We start from the raw sequence: 25839 nt of genomic DNA, 5'->3' as shown, positions 1-25839 counted from the left end.
ACCAGGGCGCACCGCCCCAGAACCCCGACAGCGTGCCACCCCAACCCACACGCCCCCCCCCCAACCGGGCCCGCGCACGCGGGGCAGGCCCCCCCCCCCGCCACGGGGCGACCTCCCGGGTCTAGTGGCGACCTCCGCGGGGTCAGCGCCAGGTCCGCAGGCAGCCGGTCGAGCAGCCGTCCGATGGTGGCGTCGAACTGCGACCAGCTGCGCACCTCTAGGCTGCCTGGCCACCACCAGCCGCTCGGCGCCTCGGCGAGACGCGCCGACCAGAGGTAGGGCGTCTCCATCAGACCGGGCTCCCAGTACTTAAAGGCCAGGTACTCCATACGGTCGACGACCTCTTCCCGGTCAAAGGAGGAGACCTTCACTGAGTAGGGCCTGCACGCCGGGGCGATCTCAATGACCCGCTGGCCGCGGTACCAGCGGAAACGGATCCCCGGCCCGAGCATCTGAAGGGGCGGGCGCCCCAGAAGGTCGGCGGCCTCGAGCAGGAACTCGATGACGTCGGAGTGGCTCAGCTCCGAGCCGCTGAGGGCCTGGGCTCGACGGGCGAGCTCGGCTTCATGGTCCATGGTGCTCTCCTTGTCAGGATCGACAGAGCGGGTGGCACTCACTCGAGGTGCGCAAGCGAGGTCAATGGGCCGACGGAAGCTGTCGGCCCAGAGCAGGGGTGTGGCGAGCCGGCCCGCCACCCGTGCGGCCTTCCGATCGTGCTCGGGTGTGCCGAGCACGATCGGAGGCGGCCCGCTCAGCCCCGGCGGCGCAGGATGACCGAGTCCCAGCCCTCGATCCGCTCGGGCACGCCGGCCCCCCGGGCCCCGGCCTCCTCAATAGGCAGGGAGGCGGTGAGCAGAGGCTCGGCGTCAGCCCACCGGCCCAGGTCGAGGCCCTCGGTGGCCAGGCGCTCACGCAGCGCCGAGCCCGGGCCGCAGTCCAGGCCCTCACGGGAGCATGAGGCGAGCAGGAGGACCTGCTCGCGCCCGCCGTCGGCTCCCACGTGCTCACGCAGGATGACCCAGCTGGAGGCGTCGGCGGCGTCGAGCAGGCGGAAGGTGCCCAGGGCCACCGCGTCGTCGCTGTGGCGCAGCGCGATGAGCGCCCGGTGGTGCTCGAAGACGCTTCCCGGTACCCCCACCTGCGCTGCGGCGTTGATCTGCTCGGCGTTGGGTGCCACGTCGATCCAGGGGGTCGCCGTGGAGAAGCCGGCGTGTGGCGAGGCGTCCCACTGCACGGGGGTGCGGGCGTTGTCACGGGAGTTGGTGGCCATGGAGGCCAGGACGGCCTGCGGGTCGTCGCCCACCCCGACACGCTCGTGGAAGTGGTTGACCGACTCTAGATCGCGGTAGGAGTCGATGCCGGTGAAGACCGTGTTGGTCTGGCCGAGCTCCTCACCCTGGTAGATGTAGGGGGTGCCGCGGTGCAGGTGGAGGACGGAGGCCAGGGTCTTGGCGCTCAGGGCGCGCCAGGCCGGGTCGTCGTCGCCGAAGCGGGAGACCGCCCGGGGCTGGTCGTGGTTGTCCCAGTAGTTGGAGTTCCAGCCGCGCTCGGCCACCACCGCCCCGGCCGCGTCGAGCTCGGGCGCCAGTGCCTCCTGCCAGGCGGCGAGGTTGGCCTTGAGGGCGGTCCGGTCCACCGGTCGGGGGTCGAACTTGCCGTGGGGGCCGTCGGCCAGGCCGACGTGCTCGAACTGGAAGACCATGTCGACCTCGGCGCGGGCGGGGTCGGTGAACAGGGCGGCCTCCGCCCGGGTGACCCCCGGCATCTCGCCCACCGTGATGATGTGGCCGGGGCGGGGGGCGAAGACCTCCCGGTTCATCTCGGCCAGGAATTCGTGGATGCGCGGCCCGTTGGCCACGGCGTCGAATCCCGAGCCGTACAGGGCACCGGGGTGGACCGGGCCGTCGACCAACGGGTAGGTCTTGGAGATGAGGTTGATGACGTCCATGCGGAAGCCGTCCACTCCCCGGTCCAGCCAGCGGCCCATCATCTCGTAGACGGCGCGGCGCACCTGCGGGTTCTCCCAGTTGAGGTCGGGCTGCTTGACCGAGAACAGGTGGAGGTAGAACTCGCCGCTGCCCTCGTCCCAGGTCCAGGCCGGCCCGGAGAAGGCCGAGCCCCAGTTGGTCGGCTCGGTGCCCGGCTCACCTGGCTCCAGGCCCTCGACCTCGCGGGCGGGCCGCCAGATGTACCAGTCGCGCCGAGGGTCGTGGGTCGATGAGTGCGAGGCGGTGAACCACTCGTGCTCATCGCTCGTGTGGTTGACGACGAGGTCCATGACCAATCGCATCCCACGGGCGTGCAGGCCGGCGATGAGCTCGTCGATGTCGGCCAGGGAACCGAACAGCGGGTCGATGTCCTCGTAGTCGGAGATGTCGTAGCCGTTGTCGTCCTGCGGGGAGCGGTAGACGGGGCTGAGCCACACGACGTCGACGCCCAGGGCGTCGAGGTGGTCGAGGCGGCGAGTGATGCCGGGGATGTCGCCCACGCCGTCGGCGTCGGTGTCCTGGAAGGAACGGGGGTAGACCTGGTAGACGACGGCGCGGCGCCACCAGTCGGCCTCCTGTCCGACGTGCCGGGCCGAGGCGACCAGAGGGGCGTGGGGACTCATGAGGGGCTCCTTCGTTGGAGGGTCGGGGTGTAGGTGGGCGGGGGCCAGTTCCGGCCCCGCCGTCACGAGCTCGGTGGGGCGCCTGGGTCCGGGGCGGGGGCGAGGGTGCCGCCCTCGCGCCAGGACACGGGTAGGACGACACAGGTGCCCGGCGGGGCCGGCCGGTCGGTCAGCAGCTCGACGGCGCGAGCAGCCTTGTCTCCGATGGGCTGGCACACGGTGGTCAGAGGCGGGTCGCAGTAGGTGGAGACCTCGAAGCCGTCGAATCCGACGACCGAGACGTCGCGCGGCACCTCCAGGCCGGCACGGCGCAGGCCGGCGACGACGCCGAGCGCCAGGACGTCACTGGTGGCGAAGACGGCGGTGACCGGCTCGTCATGGCCGGTGCCTGAAGCCGCGTCCCGGGCCTCCCTCATCCTGTCCCCCAGACTCTGGCCGGCTCGCACCCCCGCCTCGAAGCCCTCGGGCACGTCGACGAGCTCGATCCGCGCGGGGTCCCCACCACCTGGCGGGGTCGGGTCTGCCAGGCCCTGGCGCAGGCCCCGCAGGCGCGCCTCGACCACCGGGGAGCCCACAGACAGGGGGCCGACGACCGCCACGGCGCGGTGGCCGAGTCCGGCGATGCGCTCACCGGCCTGGCGGCCCCCGCCCAGGTCGTCAATGTTGACGCGCAGGCCGCCGTCCACCTCGCCGTCGGCGCCGTCAGGCGACCCGTCACCGCCGTAGTCGTCGATGAGGACGACCGGGACGTCGAGCTCACCCAGCGGGGAGCGCAGGGACACGGGGACGCCGCCCAGGACGATGACGCCCGCGACGTTCCACGCGCGCAGGCGGTCGCGCAGCTCCTCGGGGCGCACCGGTCCGGCGGCGCCACGGGTCGAGCAGAGCATGAGGGTGTGATCGGCCTCCTGGCAGGCCTGCTCGCAGGCCCCGACGAACACCGAGGAGTGCCCGCCGGCCAGGGCAGGGCCGGTTCCCGGCACGGAGTAGACCAGGGCGATGATCCGCGAGGAGGCCCCGGCCAGGGCCCGGGCCTGGGCGTTGGGGACGTAACCGAGCTCGTCGATGGCGGCGCGGACCCGCTCGGCGGTGGCCGCCGACACCTTCTCCTCCCGACCGTTGACGACATTGGAGACCGTCATCGCGCTCACACGCGCCAGGGCGGCGACGTCGCGCAGAGTCGTCATGTCTGCCCTCCCGTGGTCGGGGCCGGTGCGCACCGGTTCCGACGCCGTCGTCGTGTCGTGGCGGCCGGTGTTGACCGCACCCGGGGGCCAGCGTAGCGTTCATTCAGGTTTTGCGTAAAACCCCTTGTCCACTCCCATTTGAGAGGCCGACGATGTCCTTTCCCGTGTCCTTCCCCGCCTCCCTCCCCTCAGGCGGTGCAGGTGACGAGCCGCGCCCGGCGCCCGCCCGCCCCGAGACCATCGTGTCCGGCACCACCTACCGTTTCACGGTTCTGACCGACCGCCTCATCCGCATGGAGCACTCGGCCACCGGGGCCTTCGTCGACGCGGCCACACAGCTGGTCGTCTCCCGGGACCTGGGCACCGCGCCCGACTTCGAGGTGCGTCGCGGGGAGGACCGCGTCGAGATCCTCACCGAGCACCTCCACCTCACACACATCCCCTCCCGCGGGTTCTCCCGCTCGGGCCTGAGCGTGAGCGTGCGCTCCAAGGTCCTCAACCTCCACGGGGGCACCTGGCGCCACGGGGAGGTGTGGGACCCCGAGGAGGCCTTCCCCTCCAACCTGGGCGGGACCTGCCGCACCCTGGACGAGGTCGACGGCAGGGCGCGCCTGTCGCCCGGGCTGCTGTCGGTGTCGGGCCCCGCCGTGCTCGACGACTCCGGCTCGCTGCTCATGACCCGGGACGGGTGGGTCGTCCCGCGCCCGGGCACCGACCCGGCTGACGGGTCGCACCCCGACCAGGACCTGTACATCTTCGGCCACGGACAGGACTACCACGGGGCCCTGCGCGACTTCTTCGCCCTGAGCGGCCCGACCCCGCTCATCCCCCGCACCCTGCTGGGCAACTGGTGGAGCCGTTACCACCCCTACTCCGCTGAGGAGTACCTGGCGGTCATGGACCGATTCGAGGCCGAGGGGCTGCCCCTGTCGGTGGCGGTCATCGACATGGACTGGCACCTGGTCGACATCGATCCGGCCATCGGCAACGGCTGGACCGGCTACACCTGGAACCGCGACCTGTTCCCCGACTCCCGGGCGTTCCTCGAGGCGCTGCACGACCGCGGCATGGAGGTCACGCTCAACCTCCACCCCGCCATGGGCGTGCGCCGGCACGAGGACGCCTACGAACCCATGGCCCGGGCGCTGGGCATGGATCCCGCCGAGGGCGCCGACATCCCCTTCAACATCGCCGACAGGGCCTTCACGGCCGCCTACCTGGAGCACGCCCACCACCCGCTGGAGGACGAGGGCGTGGACTTCTGGTGGCTCGACTGGCAACAGGGCGGGACAACCGATGTCCCGGGGCTCGACCCGCTGTGGATGCTCAACCACGTCCACTACCTCGACTCGGGGCGCGAGCGCACCCGCACCCTGCCCGACGGGTCGGTGGAGACCTACCGGCGGCGGCCCGTCACCTTCTCCCGCTTCGCCGACGCCTCGAGCCACCGCACCCCGGTGGGCTTCTCGGGCGACACGATCACGACCTGGGCGTCGCTGCGCTTCCAGCCCGAGTTCACTGCGACGGCGGCCAATATCGGCTACTTCTGGTGGTCCAACGACATCGGCGGGCACATGTTCGGCGAGCGCGACGACCAGATGGCGGCCCGCTGGGTCCAGCTGGGGTGCTTCTCCCCCATCAACCGGCTGCACTCGACGGCCTCGGTGTTCAACTCCAAGGAGCCGTGGCGCTACAGCCGGGACGCCCGGGCCACGATGGAGGCGCACCTGCGCCTGCGTCACGCCCTCGTGCCCTACCTCTACACCTGGGCGCGGCGGGCGGCCACCCAGGGGCTGGGGCCGGTCCGCCCGGTCTACCACGACCACCCCTGGGACCCGGGTGCCTACGAGTACCGCCGTACCTTCCTGTTCGGGGACCTGCTCGTCGTGCCCATGGTCGACCCCACCGATCCGGTCTCGGGGCTGACCACCGACAAGGCGTGGCTGCCCGAGGGGGCGTGGTTCGACCTGGCCACGGGCCGCCGCTACGAGGCCGGCCCCGGGGGCAGGACACTGACCCTGTCCCGTCCCCTGGACCGCCTGCCTGTCCTGGCCCGAGCGGGCAGCATCGTCCCGCTGGCCGGGGACCTGAGCGAGCCGGCCGGGGCGAACCCGCACCATCTGCGGCTGGTCGTCGTGCCCGGCGCCGACGGCGAGATGATCCTTGAGGAGGACGACGCCTCACCCGATCCTGGCCCCGAGGGCGTGGTGCGCACGCGCCTGTCCCAGTCCTGGTCCCAGGAGCGGGAGCTCCGCCTGCGCCTTGAGCAGACGGGGGGCCAGGGGGTCGTGCCCGAGCGGCGCCGAGTGACCGTTGAGGTGATCGCCGTCCAGGACGCCGGAGTGGACGGGCCCCGCGCTGAGCTGACCGGTGCGGGCTGCGCACCAGGCCCTGTGGAGGTCGGCGCGCGCGAGCCGACGACGACGCTGGCGGGGGGCCTGAGCATCGAGCTGGGCGAGGTGGACGCCGCCCGGGGGGTCGAGCTGCATGTCGAGGGGCTGGAGGCCGCACCGGCCACGATGCGGACCTGCCTGTTCGAGATCTTGGAGCGGGCCCAGATGCCCTACGCGGTCAAGGACCGGTGCTGGGGGGCGGTCGAGCGCGGGCTCAATGGGGCCGAGCTGCTGGCCGAGATGCGGGCCCTGGGCTGCCCGGAGCCTGTTCTGGCCGCAGCCACCGAGGTCGTCTGAGACAGTCGCCCCGTAGGTGGCAGCGGCGCCGACCGGGCTCGTCCTGCCACGTGACGACACCGAGAGAGCAGGAGCCCATGATGGTCGCAGCACGACACCGGGGACCCGTCACAGCACCGGCGGGCAGGGACCCGCTTCCCCTGGCGGGGCGGGTCGTCGTCGTCACGGGCGTGAGCCGGCGGGCGGGCATCGGGCACGCCGTGGCCTGCCTGGCCGCCGACTGGGGCGCCTCCCTGCTGTGCCACCACTACGCACCCCATGACGCCGCCCAGCCCTGGGGGGCCGACAGCGTCGAGGCGACGATGGACTCGGTGCGCTCCCACCTGGTCGAGGGCGCCGCACTGGTCGATCTGCACGCGGACCTGCGCGGAGAGGACCAACCCCGGCGGGTCATCGAGGCGGCGGTCGAGCACCTCGGCGGTGTCGACGCCCTCGTGTGCAACCAGGCCTCGTCGGGCAGGGACGGGCGCCTGGAGGACCTCAGCGCCGCGGACCTCGACCACCATTGGGCGGTCGACGCCCGGGCCTCGCTGCTGCTCACCCAGGCCTACGCCGCCCGCGCACGGCATCGCTCCGCCCCCGGGCTCCCGGGAGCGCCGGCCCTGCCCGGATCGGTGGTGCTTATGACCTCGGGCCAGTCCCTGGGACCGATGCCCGAGGAGATCGCCTACTGCACGGCCAAGGCTGCGCTCGCGGGGATCACGCCCTCCTTGGCGGCCGGGCTGGCCGAGCACGGCATCCGCCTCAACACCGTCAACCCCGGGCCGGTGGACACCGGCTACATGGACGCCGGGACACAGGCCGCGGTCGCCACCATGTTCCCCGGCGGGCGCATCGCCCGCCCCCAGGACCCCGCCCGGCTCATCTGCTGGCTCCTGACCGATGAGTCCGCCTGGGTGACCGGTCAGGTCATCCACGCCGAGGGCGGGTTCAGGCGCTGACCGCCTCGACGTGGCCGGCAGTCCGCGTGCCTGCCGAACCGCCGACTCCCACCGCGCTTGCGGCACCGTGGTGGCGGGGCGCACCAGCCGCACCTGCCGCGCCGATGGCAGCGGTCGAGGCGCGGTCGGTCAGCTGCGAGCTCATCGTCAACCTCTGCGCCGGCGCGTCCGGGTCGGCCAGCAGGCCGAGAAGCAGCTCGGCGGCCCGCCGCCCCATCGCCGCCCTGTCGACGCTCACCTCGGTGACCAGGCCTCCCTCGGGGTCCCGGGGGACGGTCAGCCCCAGGGCAACGACCGACAGCCTCCCGGGCACGTCGATGCCGTGGGACCAGGCGGCCGCCAGAAGGCCCTCGAGCGCCAGGGCGTTGTTGGACACCACTGCGGTGCACCCGTGCGGCAGGCGCCCGTGGTCGGCCACGGCGGCCCCCGACACGGCGTTGTCGGGCACGGGACGGACGAGCACCTCGACCCCGCGCCGCTGCGCGACCCTACCCATCGCCTCGGTCTGGGCGCGGTAGGCATTGGCCAGGTCCTTGTCGATGCGGCGGGCCAGGTAGAGGATGCGGTGGTGCCCGAGCCCGGCCAGGTGGGCGAGGGCGGTGTCGACCATCTGCTCGAAGTCCGCGTCGACCCCGGTCGACCAGGGCGCGCCGGAGGTGCCGATCAGCGCCACCGGGACGCCCTCCTCGCGCAGGAGCCGCTCGCGCTCATCGTCGGGGGCGACATCCATGAGCACGGCGGCGTCCAGCGTCTGGGAGCGCACGAGCGCGCGCAGGTCCTGGCTGGCGCTGCCCGGGCGCACCATGGGCACGAGCACCCGGATGTCCTCGGCCTCGAGGCACTCGCGCAGGCCACCGACGTAGCCCAGGTCGTTGCCGTCGATCGAGGGGCGCTGCATGCGCAGAAGCACCCCGACGTTGCGGGCCGAGCGGGCGGCGAGCACCGAGGCGTGCCGGTTGGGGTGGTAGCCCAGCTCCTCAACAGCGGCACGGACCCGTTGCCTGGTCCGTGCGCTCGTGGCCCGCTTGCCGGTGAGCACGTAGGTGACGGTCGACGGCGACACGCCGGCCAGGCGCGCGACATCGGCGCGTGTGGCTGTCATGGTCCCTCCTCGGCACCGTTCAGGGCACGGCCGACGGTCGGGGCCGCCAGCCGCGTCGGCGCCCCGACCGCACGGGTGCGGGGTGCGTGCGTCGCACGGCCCCGCACCCGCCCGCTCACTGCTTGAGTCCTCCGGCGGCCAGGCCCGCGACGATCCGACGCTGGAAGAGCAGCACCATGATCACCAGCGGGAGGGTCATGATGACCCCGGCGGCCATCTGCGAGCCGAAGGGCGTGTTGAACTGCGAGGCGCCGGTGAACTTCGACAGCAGCACCGTGGCGGGCTGCATGACCGGGTTGTTGATCATCGTGACGGCGACGAGGAACTCGTTCCAGGCGCCGATGAAGATGATGATCGCGGTGGTGAAGATCCCCGGTGCGGCGATCGGCAGGATGACCTTGCGGAAGGCCTGGCCGGGGGTGCACCCGTCCACCATGGCGGACTGCTCGAGCTCCTGGGGCATCTGGCGGAAGAAGCTCGTCAGGTTCCACACCGCCAGCGGCAGGGAGAAGGACAGGTCGGGGATGATCATCGCCTGGTAGGTGTTGATCCAGCCCCAGTCCGAGAAGTTCTTGAGCAGCGGCACGATGATCGCCACGAGCGGGAACATCGAGGTGGCCAGGATGACCAGGAGTAGCACGCCCTTGCCCCGGAAGTCCAGGCGCGCCAGGGCGTAGGAGGCGAAGGTGGCCACGACCAGGGCCACGACGGTGACGATGATCGACACGATGAGGGAATTGACCAGTCCCTGGGCGAAGTTGTTCTTCGCCGAGAACACCGCCTGGTAGTTCTCGAAGGACACCGTCTCGGGCCACCAGCTGTTGTCGAAGATGTCCTTGTCGGGCCGCAAGGAGGACACGACCATCCAGTAGAAGGGCGCCAGGCAGTAGATGACGATGAGCCCGATGCCCGCCGTGGAGAGCATCTCACCCCAGGAGTACCTCTTGGAGGGGCGTGCGACGGCGCTCATGAGGCGCTCCTCTCGGCGTCGGTGGCGCGCGCGGCCGAGCGGTCGCGCTTGGGCAGGAAGGCGGTCACGGGTAGGCGCCGGCCGGCGCGCCTCCCGGGACGCTCGGTGCTCGCCCCCAGGTCGGTCCGCGTGATGCGGGTGAAGGCGAAGGCGAAGATGAACACGTAGAGGAACAGGATGAGGGCATAGGCGGCCGCCGAGCCATAGCGCAGGTTGGAGGCCTCGTCCTGAACGAGCATGGACAGGGTCTCGACGCTGTCCTTGCGCGGACCGATGAGGATGTAGGGCAGGTCGAACATGCGCAGCGCGTCCAGGGCGCGGAAGAGGATGGCCACGACCAGGGCGGGCTTGACCAGCGGCAGGGTGATCCTGGTGAAGCGCCTCCACGCCCCGGCGCCGTCGATCTTGGCGGCCTCATAGACCTCGTCGGGGATGACCTGGAGGCCCGCCAGGGTGAGCAGGCCGATATAGGGCGCGGTCTTCCACACGTCGGCGATGATGATCGCCATCTTGGCGCTGAAGTCCCCCGAGGCCCACATGATGTGCTGGCCGAGGATCGCGTTGGCCACGCCGTTCTGGTTGAAGATCCAGCCCCACAGGATGGCCGACACCGCCGTCGGGATCGCCCAGGGCACGAGGATCGCCGCGCGCACGACCCCGCGCCCGCGCATCGCCTTGTGCATGATGAGCGCCATGGCGACACCCAGGAGGGTCTCGAGGACCACGGTGACGACGCCGAAGAGGGTCGTGTTGTAGGCGGCCACCCAGAACCTCTCGCCTGCCGAGGTGAAGATGGCGGTGTAGTTCTCCAGCCCGACGAAGGGCTCGGTCTCGGAGATGAATCCGGTCTCGGGGTCAAGGCCGGCCTTGCCGAACAGCGACTGCCACAGGGACTGGAAGACGGGCAGGATGATGACGATCGTCAGGACGAGGACCGTGGGGGTGATGAGCATCCAGGCCAGCCGGGACTGTGCCTTGGACGCGTTCGACCTGTGGTTACGGGCCTCCGGTGAGAGGGTCTTGGTGCTCATGGGTGTCCTTCACACTCACGTCGCGGACGGCCAGCGCCGGGTGCCGTGGGCAGGGCCTGCCCACGGCACCCGGTCCTCGGGTCTCCGCGACCGCGGGACGCGCTTGTCTCAGGCCAGCGCCTTGAGTGCGGTCTCCAGGCCGGACACGGCGTCCTCGGCCGTGGTCTCCTGCTTGATGGCCGGGTAGATGGCGTCCTGGATGGCGGCGGTCACGTCGCCGTAGGCCACGGCCTTGGGGCGGCCCTCGGCGGCGTCGAGGGACTCGCGCAGCGTCGTCAGGTAGGGGAACTGCGCGAGCAGGTCGGCGTCCTCGTACAGGGAGCCGAGGATGGGCGCCAGGGTCTGGGTCTCCAGGGCGTAGCGCTCGGACTCCTCGCTAGTCCACCACTTGATGAACTTGAGCGCCGTGGCCTTGTTCTTCGAGTAGGCGGAGATCGCGCAGTTGTGACCGCCCAGGGTCGGCACGAAGTCGTTGCCGCCGATGCTGGGCAGGGGGGCGACGTCGAACTTCTCGGTCCCCAGGGCCTCGAGGTTGTTGGCGTACTGGTAGGGCCACTGACGGTAGAACAGAAGGTTGCCGGCCTCGAAGGCGTTGCGGCCGTCCTCCTCCTTCCACTCCAGCGCCTCCTGGGGGATGATGCCGTCCTTGAAGGCGTCCATGAGCGTCTGCAGGCCCTTGACCGACTCCGGGGAGTTGATGGTGACCGCGTTCTCGGCGTCGTAGAAGGCGCCGCCGGCGGTGTGGATGAACTCCGAGGCGTTGCAGGTCAGGCCCTCGTACTTGGCGTACTGGCCGCCGAAGCCGCCGATGCCGGCGTGGTTGGGCAGAGCGCGCACCGCGGCGATGGCCGAGGCGACCTCCTCCCAGGTGGTGGGCACCTCGACCCCGGCCTCGGCCAGGAAGTCCTTGCGGTAGAACATCATCGAGGAGTCGGTGGCGAAGGGCATCGCGTAGAGCTTGTCCATGTAGAGACCGGTGTCCCACACGGCGGGGATGATGTCGTCGTTCTTCAGCTCATCGATGGGCAGCTCGACGATCCACTGGTTGGCCGCGAACTCGGCGACCCACACGAGGTCGACGGAGATGACGTCGTAGGCGTCGGACTTCGTCTGGGCGTTGTTGACGAAGGACTGGCGCTGCTGGTCGGCCTCCGAGGACAGCTCGATGAGGGTGACCTTCTCCTCCGGGTAGAGCTTGTTCCACTCGTCGATGCGCTCCTGCACCTTCCCGCCGGAGTTGTCCTTGCCCTGGACCCAGGTGATGGGGCCGGTGCCGGTCAGCTCGGTGGAGCCGCCGGAGCCGCCGGAGTCGTTGGAGCAGGCTGCTGCGGCGCCGAGGGCCGCAGCGAGGGCGGAGCCCTGAATGAACCGACGCCTGGGGAGCGTGAGAGACATCTGTTGTTTCCTCCTTGAAACGCCATGCCCGGGTCCGACAGCTGGTGCCGACGGGGAGACCCGCTGTCGACGCGCGTCGACGCTATGGCGTGGCACACATTAGTCATAGGGGGCCCGGCTGTCGCGCCGAGGATGGAGGCAGGCACGAACGTTATCGATTCGTGACCTTCGGCTCGGGGGCCGTTGACCCGCTCAAAGTGCGGCCGCGATCTCCATGTGATAGCAATCGGGTCTCGTCCCGACCATTCCGACCCTGCCGACGCCCCGGGAAACAGCACCTGGGCGCCCCGGCCGGGCATCTGTCCGCCTGGAGCCTGTCACACATGCCGACCCCACGAACCACCACCGGTCGCACCCCACGCGCCCGCCGGGCGCTGGCCTGCCTGCTCGGCATCGTCCTGGCCGGGCAGCTGGCCGCCTGCCTCCCCCAGGAACCCGACCCCTCGGCCGCACAGCACGCGACGGCCTCATCCGCCACCTCATCCGGCACCGCGGCCGCACCCGGCTCAACGGCGCCCACCGCGGCCGCCTCAGCACCCGCGTCGCCTACCACATCGACCCCCGGGGCTCCCAGCGGCGAGGACGGCCAGGACACCGAGCCAGTCCTGCCACGCACCCCCCAGTCCATCGAGTGGAACGGCGCCGACCTCGACCTGAGCGGTGCGGTGTCCATCGTCAACCTGGGCGGTCAGGACACCGCCGAGCAGGACGCCGCCCTGACCGCCGTGCTGGACGGACTCGTCACCTCCGCGGGCGGGACCGTCGTCGAGGACTCCGCCGGGGCGCCGACCGCACGGATCGTCATCGGCACCGGCACGCAGTCCGCCGCTGCGGCCGGTCACCTGCCCGAGGGGATGGCCGTGCCCGAGCAGGCCGAGGGCTACGCCACCTCCACCACCGCCACCGACATCCCCACCGTGGTCGTCCTGGGCGCCGACGCCGACGGCGCCTTCTACGGGGCCATGACCCTGGGCCACCTGGTGGTCGACGGCACGCTGCACGGGGCCTCGATCACCGACTGGCCCCTGATGAGCGTGCGCGGCGTCGTCGAAGGCTTCTACGGGACACCATGGTCGCACGAGGCCCGCACCGACATGCTCGCCTTCATGGGCGAGCACGCGCTCAACACCTACATCTACGCCCCCAAGGACGACCCCTACCTGCGGGCCCAGTGGCGCGACCCCTACCCCGCCGCCGAGCTGGCCGAGCTGTCCCTGCTCGCCTCGACCGCCCGCGCCCACCACGTCGACCTCGTCGTCGCCCTGTCTCCCGGGACGGACATCTGCTACACCTCCCAGGCCGACTTCGATGCCACGGTGGCCGTGCTCGACCAGCTGCGCAGCGCCGGGGTCACCCGCATGTCGATCGCCCTGGACGACATCTCCCCGACCCTGAGCTGCGAGTCCGACATCGCCGCCTACGGGGAGACCCCCACCGACCTGGTTGCGGCGCAGTCCGCCTACCTCAACCGCGTCCAGGAGGAGTATCTGCGCCACCACGGCCTGCCCGACCTCATCATGGTGCCCACCGAGTACACCGGCGTGGGCACCAGCCCCGCCAAGAGCGCACAGGCCCAGATGCTCGACCCCGCCGTCCAGGTGCAGTGGACCGGCGACGGGATCGTCACCGAGTCCATCACCTCCGAGCAGGCGGCCTCGACGGCGTCGGCCTACGGCACCGACGGGCTCATCATCTGGGACAACTACCCGGTCAACGACGGCGACAACGCGGCCCGCATCTTCCTGGGCGCCGTCGAGGGCCGGGACCCCGACCTGCACGAGGAGGTCGTCGGCATCACCTCCAACCCGATGCTCCAGGCCTACGCCTCAATGCCGGTCCTGGCCTCCTACGGGAGCTACACGTGGAACGGACCCGGCTACGACCCGGACCTCGCCCACGACGAGGCGCTGGCCGAGATCGCCGGGAGCCGCTCGGGCCAGGTGTGGGACACCCTTGAGGCCTTCGCCGACCTGTCCCTGTCCTGGCCCTTCTCCGAGGACATGGCCCGCTCCCCCGCGCTGAGCGCCGACGTCGCCGCCTTCGAGGCGGCGCTGGCGGGCGACGACGAGCAGGCCGTGGACTCGGCTGCGCAGACCCTGCAGGACCGGCTGGCCCTGCTCGCCCAGGCCCCGGACACGCTCACAGACGTTGAGGTCGCCGGTTTCTACGAGGACTGCGAGCCCTGGATCCTGGCCGCCGCGGACTGGGCGCGGGCGGCCTCGGCCGCCGTCGACCTCCGCCTGGCGCTACGGGCGGGAGACGAGGACGCGGCGGCCGAGGCCGGGCCGCGGATGGAGCAGACCGCCCAGGAGGCCGCCGCCGAACGGATCGTGTCGGTGTCCTCGGAGGACTCCGCGGACGGCAGCCCGGTCGAGAAGCGCCTCGTGCCCGAGATCGGCGACGGCCTGCTCAGCGGCCTCGTCGAGGCGGCCCGTGCCGAGCAGGAGGGCTGAGGCCGGCACCGGTGGACCGTCACCGGGCGGCTATCCTCTATCCATGGACAGCACCTGGAGTGCCGAGGACTACTTCGCCGGGGACACCCGCACGGATCGCGAGCGCATGCTCGCCGGGGACTGGTACGTCGGCGGGGACCCGGACAATGCCCGGATCGCGGCCCACGCCCGCCGCGAGCTCCACCTCTACGAGCGCGCCTTCGCCCTGGGGCAGGACGACGCCGAGGTCCACCTGCGCGCCGCCCTGCCGCACCTGGCCGCGCACGTGCGTGTCCTGCCGCCGGTGCGGGTCGACTACGGGGACAACATCACCATCGGTGAGGGCACCTTCGTCAACTTCGGCCTGACCGCCCTCGACGTCGCCCCGATCACCATCGGTGTGCGCTGCCAGCTCGGCCCCAACGTCCAGCTGCTCACCCCGGTCCACCCCCTGGCCCCCGGTCCGCGGGCCGCCGGCCTGGAGTCTGCCGACCCGATCGTCATCGAGGACAACGTGTGGCTCGGGGGCGGGGTCATCGTGTGCCCCGGCGTGAGGATCGGTGAGGGCAGCGTCGTGGGTGCGGGCGCGGTCGTCACCAAGGACATCCCCGCCTACAGCTTGGCGGTGGGCACACCCGCCAGGGTCATCCGCTCGCTGGTCGGGGCCGACTTCGGCCCCCGGCACTGATCCCGTGCGCGGCGGGCCGGCTGCCGCCCCGCGGGAGGGCAGGTCCTCGTTCCGGCAGGACCGCGGCCCACAGACCGGGGTCGACGACACGAGGAGGACGCGATGAACCCGTCAGGCTTCTCAGAGCTGGCGGCCTCACGGCACTCGGTCAGGGACTTCCTTCCCGACCCGGTGCCCCAGGAGGTGGTGGAGGCCATCGTCGACGACGCCCGGCAGGCACCGAGCTGGTCGAACACGAGGCCGTTCATGCTGGCCCTGGCCACCGGGGAGCGCGCCGACAGGCTGCGCGCCGCCTACCTGCAGGCCTTCGACAAGACGCTGGGCGTCCAGCACAAGGAACGGGGCGCCACGGCCAAGATGGTGCTGTCCGGGGCTACGCCCGACGGCGACTACAAGATCTGGGGGAACTACCCCGCCGACCTGCGCCCGCACTCGATCGCCGTGGCCAAGGCGCTGTACGGGCACCTGGGGATCGACCGACGCGACCGGGAGGCGCGGGACGCCCACAACCGGCGCAACTGCGAGGCCTTCGGCGCCCCGGTCATCGGCTTCGTCCTCATCCACTCCGGTCTCATGCCCTTCGCCGCCCTGGACGCCGGCCTCATGCTCCAGACGCTGTTCCTGTCGGCCAAGGCCCGCGGCATCGACTCCTGCCCCATCGGGATCCTGGCCGGATGGCGCGGTCCGCTGGACTCCGAGTTCGACGTGCCTCGGGACTACCGACTCATCACCGGCTTCGCGCTGGGCTACGCCAGCGACGCCCCGGTCAACGAGTTCCGCGCCGAGCGCCGGCCCATCCGGCTCGTGCCGCCCCGGTAGCAGGCCCACCCCGAACCTCCCACAACCATGTGATGCACACACATAGCGGCATGGTGGGCGAGGCGTCCCGAGGAGAAACCGCGGAATCTCGCCAGCTCCCTTCACGGTCATGGTGGCTGCGGCGGCGGAGGAGACCCAAAAGTTGTTCTCATGGCGACCGGCTCAGACCTTGGACACCGGTGCCAGGCGCAGCATGAGCCGCTTCGTGGTCGGAACACCGTCGACGATGAACTCGACACGGGCCACCGTCGAGCGCCCCGAGCCCTCCAGACCGATCACCGTGCCCTCGCCGTAGGAGTCGTGACGAACACGGTCCCCCGCCCGCAGGCCCGCCACCGCCGCAGGAAGAGCCTGGTCGGCCTCCTGGGGCCCGGCGGAGCCGTCGAGGCGCACCGGCTTGCCGCGCGCCTCCAGGCGCTTGGCCCGCCGCGCCTCCGCACGGTCCTTCGGGGTCTGGACGCGTCCAAGCCGTCCGGTGCGCCCACCGCCCCGGCCAGAGCCGATCGCCGGGGCGAAGTCCTCGTCCCCCGCGTCTGCGCGGCGTCGGTCCCCACCCCGGCCCGAGCCGAAGCCGCCCTCGCCCCAGCCGGCGCCCCAGCCGGTTGCCCCGCCGCGCAGGGCGTCGGTGGAGGCGGCCAGCCGCTTCCAGTCCATCGTCTCGGCGGGGATGTCGTCGAGGAACCGCGAGGCCGGCATCGCCGTCGCCGCTCCCCAGGCCGAGCGCACGGCGGCGCGGGTGACATAGAGGCGCTCGCGGGCGCGGGTCAGGGCGACATAGGCCAGGCGCCTCTCCTCGGCCAGCTCGGTGTCCTCGGCCAGGGAGCGGGCGTGGGGGAAGGTGCCGTCCTCCATGCCCGTGACGAAGACGACTGGGAACTCCAGGCCTTTGGCGGTGTGGACAGTCATGAGGGTGACCTGGCCGGTCGCCTCCTGCCCGGCGTCATCGGCGCCGTCTGCCCCCGGGGCAGACGGGAGCTGGTCGGAGTCGGCCACGAGGCTGACCCGTTCGAGGAAGTCCGCCAGGGTGCCCTCGGGGTTGGCGGCCTGGAAGTCCGCGGCCACCGAGTGCAGCTCGGCCAGGTTCTCCACGCGGGTGGCGTCCTGGGGATCGTCGCTGGCGCGCAGCTCGGCGAGGTAGCCCGAGGCGTCCAGCGCCGAGTCGAGGATGTCGGCGACGCCGTCGCCGTCGGCGAGCTGGTGGCGCAGGCCGGTGAGCAGCTCGTAGAAGGCGGTGACCTGGGCCCGGGCGCGGGTGGACAGGCCCTCGACCACCGGGGACTCCACCTCCGGGACGTCCGGGTCGGCGGCATCGTCCTGGGACGGGCGTGGGGACCCGGCGGCGTCGGCGACGGCGGTGCCGAAGGACACCTCGTAGCGGGCGGCGTGCTCGGCCAACGCCGCCTCGGCCCGCTCCCCCAGGCCCCGCTTGGGCACGTTGAGGATGCGCCGGAGGTTGACGTCGTCGTCGGGGTTGTCCACGGCACGCAGGTAGGCCACGGCGTCCTTGATCTCACGCCGCTCGTAGAAACGGGTGCCGCCGACGACCTTGTAGGGCTGCCCCGAGCGGATGAAGGCCTCCTCCAGGGCTCGGGACTGGGCGTTGGTGCGGTAGAAGACGGCGACCTCGGATGGGCGCACACCGTGGACGTCGGCCAGCCGGTCGATCTCGGCGCTGATCCAGCGGGCCTCGTCGTGCTCGGAGTCGGCCACGTAGCCGGTGATCGCCGACCCGTCGCCCGAGGCGGTCCACAGGTTCTTCTCCCGGCGCCCGCAGTTGCGGGCGATGACGGCGTTGGCGGCCGACAGGATGTTCTGGGTGGAGCGGTAGTTCTGCTCCAGCAGGATGGTGCGCGCCTGCGGGTAGTCCTGCTCGAACTCCTCGATGTTGCGGATGGTGGCACCGCGGAAGGCGTAGATCGACTGGTCGGAGTCGCCCACGACCGTCAGCTCGCCGGGGGGCAGGGCGCTGGGGGCCCCGGAGGTGCCGGGGCCGCCGACGAGCTCGCGCACGAGGACGTACTGGGCGTGGTTGGTGTCCTGGTACTCGTCGACGAGGATGTGGCGGAAGCGCCGCCGGTACATCTCGGCCAGGGCGGGCTTGGCCTGGAGGAGCTGGACCGTGCGCATGATGAGGTCGTCGAAGTCCAGGGCGTTGGCGGCGGCCAGGCGGGCCTGGTAGGCGCGGTAGACCTCGGCCAGGTGGCGCTCCAGCGGGTTGGTGACCACGGTGTGCTCGGCGAAGGCCGCGGGCGTGACGAGCTCGTTCTTGAGGTCGGAGATCCGGTGAGCGAAGGTCTTGGGCGCGAAGCGCTTGGAGTCGATGCCCAGCTCGCGCACGACCATCGTGATGAGGCGCTGGGAGTCAGCCGCATCGTAGATGGAGAAGGTGGAGCGCAGGCCGGCCGCCTCGTGCTCACGTCGCAGGATGCGCACGCAGGCGCTGTGGAAGGTCGACACCCACATGCGCCCGCCCGCCGGACCCACGAGCGCGGCCACGCGCTCACGCATCTCGGCCGCCGCCTTGTTGGTGAAGGTGATAGCCAGGATCTCGCCGGGGCGGGCCCGGCCGGTGGCCAGCAGGTGGGCGATGCGGTGGGTCAGGACCCTGGTCTTGCCGCTGCCGGCGCCGGCGATGATGAGCAGCGGGGAGCCGGCATGGGTGACCGCCTGCGCCTGGGCGGGGTTGAGCCCCACCAGCAGCTCCTCGGGGTCGGCTCCGCCGGCGTTGGCCCGGGCGACCAGGCGGGCCAACTCCTCGTCGCGCTCCTGCCAGCCGGGCTCGACGGCCGCGGCGTCGGCGGGCTCGGGCTCCCAGCCGGGGTCGAGGTCCTCGGGCTCGGGGGCCTCGACGTCGGCCCAGGAGTCGTCCTCCCACGGGGCGGTCGTCGGGGTGAGGGAGGGCAGGGCTGCCCCGGGCGAGGGCGTGGCGCCGACGCCATCCTGGCCGGGCATGGGCAGGGCACCGAAGAGGGAGTTCGTCGCGTTCATCTCGGTCCAAGCCTATGCCAGGCCGCGAGGCGGACGACGGGTGGGCGGGAGGTCACGCGGTGAGCGGGGGCTCGTTCAGAAGCGCCTGCAGAGCCTTGAGCACCCCAGGCACACCATGAACGGCAGCATCCCAGACGAGCCGATCATCGACGACCCCGTACTCATGAGCCAGGAGGTTGCGCATACCGATGATGTTGGCGATATCGGGCACGAGTACCGCCACTTCAGGATCATGCTGACGGACGCGCTTCAGCGACTCTCCGAGGATCTCGAGCTGGCGCTCGACCGCGGACCTCGTACGGAGATCGTCAGCGTAAGTCTCGAGGGCGAGTCCATCAACGAACGACGTGACGGCCGCACACGCCTCCCGGGCATCCCACAGCCACGCTCTGGTCTCAGGCCGCATAGACATCCACCGCGGTCGGGAGGACCGAGGCGCGCAGGTACGGATTGCGCAGCGACTCGGTCGTGAGAAGATCCACCCTCCGTCTGGACGCCTGTTCGAGGGCGTCACGCAGGCCGAAGAAGTCCTCGAATCGATTCTCGCGCCCGTCTGCGAAGTCAACGAGGAAGTCCAGGTCACTGTGATCCTCGTCGAAACGGCCTGTGACGGCGGACCCGAAGAGCCGCAGACGCACGACGCCGAAGCGACGGCACGCCTGGGCGATGGCGTCGCGGTCGAGAGGTACGGCGATGACCGGCATGAAGCCATTGTCCCAGACCGGATTTCCGCTGTCACCGACCGCGTGAGCACAGGCCGATCGCAACGGCCGCGACTCGGGCTTGGTTACGCCGCGCTGCCCGGTGACGAGGTCGCCCTGACGCAGGTCGATGGCGCGCTCGTCTCCACCCTGGTAGTCGAACCAGCCCGGGCGCACGACGTGTACGGGCGGCCCGAGGCGCGCAGGAGCCGCTCGGCACGGCGCTTCCAGACGATGAACTCGTAGCGGGCGGGTTGCTCGGAGGTGCGCATCGAGGTCATGAGGGCGACGTGCGCCCCCTTGGGCAGCACCTCGAGGACCACGGCGACGACGTCGTAGAAGGTGCGGCCGCCGCCCCGATTCGTGTCTCACCGGGCTGCCATGATGAGGCTCCGGACAAGGAGGAGCTCATGCCGCAAAGAACGATCGCCCTGTACGCCACCGAGACGATGGCGGACTGGGAGTACGCCTACCTCACCGCCCAGATCGCCACCATTGAGAAGATGCGTCCCGGACGCTTCCGGCTGCTTATCGTCGGAGACGGCCTGGATCCCGTGACCTCGCTCGGCGGGATGCCAGTGGCGCCGTCGTCGGAGCTCGACGAGCTGGTGCGGGACGGGTCCCTCGCCTGCCTGGTCATCCCGGGAGGTGAGCACTACGCCCAGGGGCACGAACGGCTCATCGACGTCACCCGGTCCCTTGTGGACCGGGGCGTCCCGGTGGCGGCCATCTGTGGCGGGACCCTCCTTCTGGCACGCTCGGGCCTGCTCGACACCCGTCTCCACACGTCGAACGCCCCCGTGTTCCTGGGTGCCAGCGGCTACCGCGGGACAGAACGGTACGTCGACCAGCCGGTCGTCACTGATCAGGGCGTGACGACCGCCGGGGGCATCCACGCGATCCCCTTCACAGCCGAGGTCATGCGCCTGACCGGCCTGAACCCCGTGGAGATGGCAGACGCCTGGGAGCGGCTCCTCCTCACCGGGGAGCCGCAGCACTACGGGGAGCTGACGCAGGCCACTGAGGCCTGGCTGTCCAGCTGAACCGGGCCTATCGGCTCCGTGCCCTGTCGGGCAACGGGCCCGGGACGCCGCCGCCCGACGGGGGACGGACCGGTCGTCAGCGCCGCCCTGGGCCCGACCGTCGTTTGGGGGCGGTCAGCGCCCGTCCATGACGCCCCACAACACGAGTCTGTCACGGGCGGCCGCAGGTAGCAGGTATCCAGGAGCACGGTGCCCGCGTCGCGTGCTCAGCGCCGGGCCAGCAGGAAGCGGTCCCGGCCGGTCAGGTCCCTTCCTGTGGCGGCATCAGCGAAGCCCGCGGCGCGGGCGGCGCGACGCAGAGCCGCCCCCTGCCCGACGTCGTGCTCCATGACCAGGGTCCCGCCGGTGCGCAGCAGGGCGGAGGCTCGTGACACGACGGCACACGGAACCTCCAGGCCCGCTGCCCCTCCCCCGTAGAGCGCCAGCGCCGGGTCATGCGTGGTCTCGAGGTCCTCAACCGCGCCGACGGGCACGTAGGGAGGGTTGGACACGACGACGTCGACCTGACCGTCCAGATCACGGAGCGTGGCCGGGTCGGTGGCGTCGGCGCCCAGCACCTCGACCCTCCCGGGCACGAGCCTGGTGCAGTTGTCCTCGGCCAGCGTCGCCGCGGCCTGATCGAACTCAACGGCCAGCACCCGGACGCCGGGGACCTCGGCGGCCACGGCGGCTGCGATCGCCGCCGACCCCGTGCACAGGTCCACCACCACTGGGAGGCGCTGGCCCGCCGTCGCCCCCAGGCCCCTGGCCGCCTCAATGGCGGCACCGGCAACCACCTCAGTCTCGGGCCGCACAATGAACACGCCGGGGCGGCTGACCAGCTCCAGGCCGCGGAACCACATGAGACCGATGACGTGCTGGAGGGGCTCGCGCGCGGCACGGCGTTCGACAAGCCGCCGGTAGGCGGTCAAGAAGTCGGCCGGAGCGCCGTCGGCCAGCAGCAGCGGGCGACCGAGAAGGTGCTCGGCCAGGAGCCGGGCATCGACCTGCGGAGAGGCGACCCCCGCGGCGGCAAGCCTGTCAGCGGCCTCGCGCACCGCCGCGCGCAGCTCTGCGGTGTCCACCTGTTCGCCTCCTATCCGTCGGTCCTGTCCGTGCCATCTCTCCGGTCCACCGCACTCACGCCCGCAAGCCCTTCACCCCGCCGGGTCAGCGCCTGCCACCGGTGGCTGCGAGCCGAACCGCCACCTCCCGGGCCATCCCGTTGGCGCCCTGTGCCATATCTACCGATCTCGAGGTGTCATTAGTCCCGATCTCGAGGTGTCATATCTACCGATCTCGCGGGGAGTGGGAGTGGGGGTCATGGGCGGCCGATGGAGGCCAGGCGCTCGGCCTCGTCCATCTCGATGGCCGAGGCGATGACCGGGCCGAGGTCGCCATCGAGGACCGCGTCGAGGTTGTAGGCCTTGAAGCCCGTGCGGTGGTCGGCCACACGGTTCTCCGGGAAGTTGTAGGTGCGGATGCGCTCGGAGCGGTCGACGGTGCGCACCTGGGAGCGGCGGGCGGCGTTCTCCTCGGCCGCGGCGGCCGCAGCCCGCTCGGCCAGCAACCGGGCGCGCAGGACACGCAGGGCCGCCTCCTTGTTCTGCAGCTGGGACTTCTCGTTCTGCATCGACACGACGATCCCGGTGGGCAGGTGGGTCAGGCGCACGGCGGAGTCAGTCGTGTTGACGCTCTGCCCGCCCGGTCCCGAGGAGCGGAAGACGTCGATGCGCAGGTCGTTCGGGTCGACCTCCAGCTCGCCGGGGTCGTCGACCTCCGGCACGACGAGCACGCCGGCGGCGGAGGTGTGGATCCGCCCCTGGCTCTCGGTGACCGGCACGCGCTGGACGCGGTGGACGCCGCCCTCGTACTTGAGATGCGCCCAGACCCCGTCGGCCGGCTCGACGGCGGTGCGAGCCTTGACGGCCAGGCGCACGTCCTTGTAGCCGCCCAGGTCGGAGGCGGTTCCGCCCAGCAGCTCCACGGCCCAGCCCATCCGCTCGGCGTAGCGGGTGTACATGCGCGCCAGGTCGGCGGCGAACAGGGCCGACTCCTCACCGCCCTCACCGGCCTTGACCTCGATGATGACGTCGCGTGCGTCGTCGGGGTCACGGGGGACGAGGACCTCGCGCAGGTGCTCGCCCGCGGCCTCGGCCGCCTCGGCCAGCCCGGGCAGCTCCGCGGCGAATTCCGGGTCGACCTGGGCCAGCTCGGTGGCATCGGCCAGGTCGGCGGCCGCAGCCCGCCAGGCGCGGTGCGCGGCGGCCACACTGCCCAGCTCGGCGTAGCGGCGCGCCAAGCGGCGCATGGCGGCGGCGTCGGAGGCGACCGCGGGGTCGGCCATGTCCCGCTCCAGGGCGGCGTACTCCTCAAGCAGCGGCGTCACTGCCGCGAAGTCCTCACTCATGGGCCCGTCCTTCGGGGGTGCAACAGCGGAAAGAGCACCGGCGCCTCTGGCTCCGGCACCGGGGCGGGCACCGATCGCCGGCTCGGCGTCCGGCGCTGCGGAGGACCGTCCCCGGATGACGACGACGCCGACGACGCCGGGAGGGCGTCGTCGGCGTCGTACTCGCTGTCTACTTGGTGCGCTTGCCGTAGCGGGCCTCGAAGCGGGCCACGCGACCACCGGTGTCGAGGATCTTCTGCTTGCCCGTGTAGAACGGGTGGCAGGCCGAGCACACGTCGACCCGGATCTCACCGTCGGTGACGGTCGAACGGGTCTCGAAGGTGTTCCCGCAGGTGCACGTGACCGTGGTGGCCACGTAGTCGGGGTGGATTCCCTGCTTCATGGTGTCTCCTCAAGGGTCTCAGAGGGTCCCGGGTCCCGCGAGCCGGTCGGGCGGGTGAACCGGAGGCCGAAGCGCGATTATGCCGCCGCCGGCATCCGGCCACAATGCCCGGGCCGGGTGAGACGCGGCACCCGGGGTCAGTCGTCGCCGGCGTCGGCCAGCGAGGTCCCCGCCGGCGTCGTCTTGGACAGGACCATGAGGAACTCGGCGTTGGAGGAGGTCTCCTTGAGCTTGCCGAGCACGAGCTCGATGGCCTGCTGCTGCTCGAGCCCGGTGAACAGGCGGCGCAGGCGCCACATGATCTTGAGCTGGGCCGGGTCGATGAGCAGCTCCTCGCGGCGGGTCGAGGAGGCGGCGACGTCGACGGCCGGGAAGATGCGCTTCTCGGCCAGCTGGCGCGACAGCCGCAGCTCCATGTTCCCGGTGCCCTTGAACTCCTCGAAGATGACCTCGTCCATCTTCGATCCGGTCTCGACCAGCGCCGTGGCCAGGATCGTCAGGCTCCCGCCGTTCTCGATGTTGCGCGCAGCCCCGAAGAAACGCTTGGGCGGGTACAGGGCGCTGGCGTCGACCCCGCCGGACAGGATCCGGCCGCTGGCGGGGGCGGCCAGGTTGTAGGCCCGGCCCAGGCGGGTGATCGAGTCGAGCAGGACGACGACGTCCTGACCGAGCTCGACCAGGCGCTTGGCGCGCTCAATGGCCAGCTCGGCCACCGTCGTGTGGTCCGAGGCGGGACGGTCGAAGGTCGAGGCGATGACCTCGCCCTTGACCGTGCGCTGCATGTCGGTGACCTCCTCGGGGCGCTCGTCGACGAGCACGACCATGAGATGGGCCTCGGGGTTGTTGACGCTGATGGCGTTGGCGATCTGCTGAAGCACGATCGTCTTGCCCGCCTTGGGGGGCGAGACGATGAGCCCGCGCTGGCCCTTGCCGATGGGCGCGACGAGGTCGATGATCCGCGGGGTCAGCGCCTTGGGGGTGGTCTCCAGGCGCAGCTGCTCCTGGGGGTACAGGGGGGGCAGCTTGGTGAACTCCGGGCGACGCTTGGCGCGCTCGGGATCCATGCCGTTGACCGTCTCGACACTGACCAGCGGGTTGAACTTCTGCCTGTTGGCGCGGTTCTGCCGGCGGTTGCCGCGGCCCGAGCCCCCCGGTCCGGCGGTCTCGCCGCCCTCGCGCACCCAACCGGTCAGCGCGTCACCGGGACGCAGCCCGTTGTCCTTGATCTGCTGGGCGTTGACGTAGACGTCCTTGGGGCCGGGCAGGTAGCCGGAGGTGCGCAGGTAGGCGTGCTGGGCGTCGGCGACATCGAGGATGCCCGCCACGGGCAGGAGCACCTCGTCCTCGCGGGGCTGGCCGTTGTTGCGGTAGGCGCCCTGGGAGTCCGCCCCCTGCGCACCGGCGTTGTCGCGGTCCCGGCGCTTGCGTCCCCGACGGCGGCGGCCGGAGCGCCCCTCGTCCTCCCAGTCGGTGCGCTCGGCGTCATGGTCGCGGCGCTTGCGCTCGCTGGGCTCCACGGCAGGGGTTCCCGTGGCGTCGGCGAGGTCGCGCATGAGGGCCGCCTTGGGGTCGACGTGGTCCTCGACGGGCTCCCGGTCCTCGCCTGCCTGCGCCCGCTCCGGGGCGGCGGCTTGGGCCCGACGTCGGGAACGGCGCGACCCCTCCTGGGGGGCCTGGTCAGCGCCCCCCTTGGCGGGACGGCCCTTCTGGGCGGGCTCCTTGCGGGAGCGCCCGCCGGAGCCCTCCTGGGAGGAGCCGACCTGGATCGGCAGGTCCAGCAGCGCCGGCGCCTCCGAGGCCGCGGCACCCTGCGAGGCCTCGGCGCGCTCGGGGGTCCGGGAGGTCTCGGGCTGGGGCGCGCCCGCGGCCGCCGCAGCCCGGCGCCTGCGCGGACGTGGGGCGTCCTCGGCGCCGGAGTCGGGCGCCGCGGCGGCCTCGGCGGCGGGCTCGGCGGAGGCCGCGGACTTCCGCGCCGGCACGCGAGCCGACGCCGGGTCCGCGGCAGGTTCCGCCTCGAGGACCGTCTGGGAGCCTGGGTGTGCGGCCGGCGCCGATCCGCTGGCGCGGATGGCGGCAACGAGCTCGCTCTTACGCATACGGGAGGTGCCCTTGAGGCCCATGGAGGTCGCGAGCTTCTGAAGCTCGGCCAGGCGCATGGTCGACAGCGCGGGGAGGGCGTTGGAGGTCTCGGTCACGAGTGTCCTAACGGTGCGTGCCGCCGTCCTCGAAGGGGACGTACGGCAGGTGGGGACTGTCCGGCAGCGGGTGCGGGAGAGCGTCCACGGCAAGGAGTCATGCACCTCACGAGCGCCGGGGTGGGTAGCCGGGTCGCGGGCGGGTGCGTTGACGACCGCGCGGAGCGGTCCGCGGGTCACGCCGTACACCCTACCAGGACACCGCGTCATGTCCCCGCCAATCGCAGCAGAATTGCGACACACGGCGTGGCGGCACCCACCGCGAACCCACCGCG

Annotated in this window: 19 protein-coding genes and 1 pseudogene; 6 read left to right on the top strand and 14 right to left on the bottom strand. The window is 71.6% G+C overall.

The annotated features are described in order from the left end of the window. The 3 genes and pseudogenes from Q4C85_RS01070 to Q4C85_RS01060 all read right to left on the bottom strand — a co-directional run. A pseudogene (locus Q4C85_RS01070) lies at positions 1 to 575 on the bottom strand (hypothetical protein); the annotation flags it as partial. 176 nt (positions 576 to 751) lie between these two features. Then, complete coding sequence (locus Q4C85_RS01065; protein WP_303138719.1) at positions 752 to 2611, bottom strand: alpha-glucosidase; 1860 nt, start codon at positions 2609 to 2611, stop codon at positions 752 to 754. A 62-nt stretch (positions 2612 to 2673) separates the two neighbouring features. Then, positions 2674 to 3798 (bottom strand): LacI family DNA-binding transcriptional regulator, encoded by a 1125-nt coding sequence (locus Q4C85_RS01060; protein ID WP_303138716.1) that lies wholly within the window; start codon positions 3796 to 3798, stop codon positions 2674 to 2676. 152 nt (positions 3799 to 3950) lie between these two features. On the opposite strand from Q4C85_RS01060, the gene Q4C85_RS01055 reads away from it, so the two are divergent. Then, complete coding sequence (locus Q4C85_RS01055; protein ID WP_303138714.1) at positions 3951 to 6488, top strand: TIM-barrel domain-containing protein; 2538 nt, start codon at positions 3951 to 3953, stop codon at positions 6486 to 6488. Between the two features lie 80 nt (positions 6489 to 6568). Then, positions 6569 to 7429 (top strand): SDR family oxidoreductase, encoded by an 861-nt coding sequence (locus tag Q4C85_RS01050; protein ID WP_303138712.1) that lies wholly within the window; start codon positions 6569 to 6571, stop codon positions 7427 to 7429. On the opposite strand, the gene Q4C85_RS01045 is transcribed toward Q4C85_RS01050, so the two are convergent. From Q4C85_RS01045 to Q4C85_RS01030, 4 genes are all read right to left on the bottom strand, one after another. Beyond that, the gene (locus Q4C85_RS01045; protein WP_303138710.1) at positions 7419 to 8531 is read right to left on the bottom strand and encodes a LacI family DNA-binding transcriptional regulator; all 1113 of its coding nucleotides are present in this window, start codon (positions 8529 to 8531) and stop codon (positions 7419 to 7421) included. The genes Q4C85_RS01050 and Q4C85_RS01045 overlap by 11 nt on opposite strands. A gap of 115 nt (positions 8532 to 8646) precedes the next feature. Next, positions 8647 to 9501, bottom strand: a complete 855-nt coding sequence (locus tag Q4C85_RS01040; RefSeq protein ID WP_303138707.1) for a carbohydrate ABC transporter permease — start codon at positions 9499 to 9501, stop codon at positions 8647 to 8649. Beyond that, entirely contained in the window at positions 9498 to 10532 is a 1035-nt protein-coding gene (locus tag Q4C85_RS01035; RefSeq protein ID WP_303138704.1) for a carbohydrate ABC transporter permease, read from the bottom strand. Before Q4C85_RS01035 ends, Q4C85_RS01040 begins: the two co-directional genes overlap by 4 nt. Before the next feature lie 108 nt (positions 10533 to 10640). Continuing rightward, on the bottom strand, positions 10641 to 11927 hold the full coding sequence (locus tag Q4C85_RS01030) for an ABC transporter substrate-binding protein (protein WP_303138702.1): 1287 nt from the start codon (positions 11925 to 11927) through the stop codon (positions 10641 to 10643). A gap of 323 nt (positions 11928 to 12250) precedes the next feature. Here Q4C85_RS01030 and Q4C85_RS01025 point away from each other — a divergent pair, with 323 nt between their 5' ends. The 3 genes from Q4C85_RS01025 (at position 12251) to Q4C85_RS01015 (ending at position 15866) form a co-directional block, all read left to right on the top strand. Then, complete coding sequence (locus Q4C85_RS01025; protein WP_303138699.1) at positions 12251 to 14380, top strand: beta-N-acetylglucosaminidase domain-containing protein; 2130 nt, start codon at positions 12251 to 12253, stop codon at positions 14378 to 14380. A 43-nt stretch (positions 14381 to 14423) separates the two neighbouring features. Beyond that, entirely contained in the window at positions 14424 to 15047 is a 624-nt protein-coding gene (locus Q4C85_RS01020) for a sugar O-acetyltransferase (protein WP_303138697.1), read from the top strand. A gap of 102 nt (positions 15048 to 15149) precedes the next feature. After that, positions 15150 to 15866: a nitroreductase gene (locus Q4C85_RS01015; protein ID WP_303138696.1), complete on the top strand. Its 717-nt coding sequence runs from the start codon at positions 15150 to 15152 to the stop codon at positions 15864 to 15866. A gap of 162 nt (positions 15867 to 16028) precedes the next feature. Here the strand turns inward: Q4C85_RS01015 and Q4C85_RS01010 are convergent, their stop codons facing one another. Genes Q4C85_RS01010 through Q4C85_RS01000 form a run of 3 tightly spaced genes read right to left on the bottom strand, consistent with a single transcriptional unit; the run spans position 16029 to position 19732 of the window. Next, positions 16029 to 18854: a UvrD-helicase domain-containing protein gene (locus tag Q4C85_RS01010; protein WP_303138695.1), complete on the bottom strand. Its 2826-nt coding sequence runs from the start codon at positions 18852 to 18854 to the stop codon at positions 16029 to 16031. A 52-nt stretch (positions 18855 to 18906) separates the two neighbouring features. Then, positions 18907 to 19260 (bottom strand): DUF86 domain-containing protein, encoded by a 354-nt coding sequence (locus tag Q4C85_RS01005; RefSeq protein ID WP_303138694.1) that lies wholly within the window; start codon positions 19258 to 19260, stop codon positions 18907 to 18909. Continuing rightward, positions 19250 to 19732 (bottom strand): nucleotidyltransferase family protein, encoded by a 483-nt coding sequence (locus Q4C85_RS01000; protein WP_303138692.1) that lies wholly within the window; start codon positions 19730 to 19732, stop codon positions 19250 to 19252. Before Q4C85_RS01000 ends, Q4C85_RS01005 begins: the two co-directional genes overlap by 11 nt. A 113-nt stretch (positions 19733 to 19845) precedes the next feature. On the opposite strand from Q4C85_RS01000, the gene Q4C85_RS00995 reads away from it, so the two are divergent. After that, on the top strand, positions 19846 to 20598 hold the full coding sequence (locus Q4C85_RS00995; RefSeq protein WP_368501391.1) for a DJ-1/PfpI family protein: 753 nt from the start codon (positions 19846 to 19848) through the stop codon (positions 20596 to 20598). A 206-nt stretch (positions 20599 to 20804) separates the two neighbouring features. Here the strand turns inward: Q4C85_RS00995 and Q4C85_RS00990 are convergent, their stop codons facing one another. The 4 genes from Q4C85_RS00990 to rho form a co-directional block, all read right to left on the bottom strand. Beyond that, a complete protein-coding gene (locus tag Q4C85_RS00990; RefSeq protein ID WP_303138690.1) occupies positions 20805 to 21662 on the bottom strand; it encodes a HemK/PrmC family methyltransferase in 858 nt (285 codons plus the stop codon). 236 nt (positions 21663 to 21898) lie between these two features. Continuing rightward, positions 21899 to 22987: a peptide chain release factor 1 gene (gene prfA, locus Q4C85_RS00985; protein WP_303138687.1), complete on the bottom strand. Its 1089-nt coding sequence runs from the start codon at positions 22985 to 22987 to the stop codon at positions 21899 to 21901. A gap of 169 nt (positions 22988 to 23156) precedes the next feature. Beyond that, positions 23157 to 23369 carry a 50S ribosomal protein L31 gene (rpmE, locus tag Q4C85_RS00980; RefSeq protein ID WP_303138684.1) on the bottom strand — a complete coding sequence of 71 codons (213 nt, stop codon included), beginning with the start codon at positions 23367 to 23369 and terminating at the stop codon, positions 23157 to 23159. Positions 23370 to 23506: 137 nt separating this feature from the next. Continuing rightward, positions 23507 to 25564: a transcription termination factor Rho gene (rho, locus tag Q4C85_RS00975; RefSeq protein ID WP_303138681.1), complete on the bottom strand. Its 2058-nt coding sequence runs from the start codon at positions 25562 to 25564 to the stop codon at positions 23507 to 23509. Positions 25565 to 25839: the final 275 nt, after the last annotated feature.

This window comes from Actinomyces sp. (assembly GCF_030524025.1).
Taxonomy (GTDB): domain Bacteria; phylum Actinomycetota; class Actinomycetes; order Actinomycetales; family Actinomycetaceae; genus Actinomyces.
The sequence above is the reverse complement of the archived record's forward strand: the minus strand, read 5'-3'. Positions and strand labels throughout refer to the sequence as shown.

Excerpts from the sequence above, each read along its gene's own strand:
- Q4C85_RS01025 (WP_303138699.1), top strand. The coding sequence starts at position 12,251 with ATGCCGACCCCACGAACCACCACCGGTCGCACCCCACGCGCCCGCCGG.
- Q4C85_RS01015 (WP_303138696.1), top strand. The coding sequence starts at position 15,150 with ATGAACCCGTCAGGCTTCTCAGAGCTGGCGGCCTCACGGCACTCGGTC.
- Q4C85_RS01050 (WP_303138712.1), top strand. The coding sequence starts at position 6,569 with ATGGTCGCAGCACGACACCGGGGACCCGTCACAGCACCGGCGGGCAGG.
- Q4C85_RS01005 (WP_303138694.1), bottom strand. The coding sequence starts at position 19,260 with ATGCGGCCTGAGACCAGAGCGTGGCTGTGGGATGCCCGGGAGGCGTGT.
- Q4C85_RS01035 (WP_303138704.1), bottom strand. The coding sequence starts at position 10,532 with ATGAGCACCAAGACCCTCTCACCGGAGGCCCGTAACCACAGGTCGAAC.
- Q4C85_RS01055 (WP_303138714.1), top strand. The coding sequence starts at position 3,951 with ATGTCCTTTCCCGTGTCCTTCCCCGCCTCCCTCCCCTCAGGCGGTGCA.
- prfA (WP_303138687.1), bottom strand. The coding sequence starts at position 22,987 with ATGAGTGAGGACTTCGCGGCAGTGACGCCGCTGCTTGAGGAGTACGCC.
- Q4C85_RS01010 (WP_303138695.1), bottom strand. The coding sequence starts at position 18,854 with ATGAACGCGACGAACTCCCTCTTCGGTGCCCTGCCCATGCCCGGCCAG.
- Q4C85_RS01060 (WP_303138716.1), bottom strand. The coding sequence starts at position 3,798 with ATGACGACTCTGCGCGACGTCGCCGCCCTGGCGCGTGTGAGCGCGATG.
- Q4C85_RS01030 (WP_303138702.1), bottom strand. The coding sequence starts at position 11,927 with ATGTCTCTCACGCTCCCCAGGCGTCGGTTCATTCAGGGCTCCGCCCTC.
- Q4C85_RS01020 (WP_303138697.1), top strand. The coding sequence starts at position 14,424 with ATGGACAGCACCTGGAGTGCCGAGGACTACTTCGCCGGGGACACCCGC.
- rpmE (WP_303138684.1), bottom strand. The coding sequence starts at position 23,369 with ATGAAGCAGGGAATCCACCCCGACTACGTGGCCACCACGGTCACGTGC.
- Q4C85_RS01065 (WP_303138719.1), bottom strand. The coding sequence starts at position 2,611 with ATGAGTCCCCACGCCCCTCTGGTCGCCTCGGCCCGGCACGTCGGACAG.
- Q4C85_RS01045 (WP_303138710.1), bottom strand. The coding sequence starts at position 8,531 with ATGACAGCCACACGCGCCGATGTCGCGCGCCTGGCCGGCGTGTCGCCG.
- Q4C85_RS01040 (WP_303138707.1), bottom strand. The coding sequence starts at position 9,501 with ATGAGCGCCGTCGCACGCCCCTCCAAGAGGTACTCCTGGGGTGAGATG.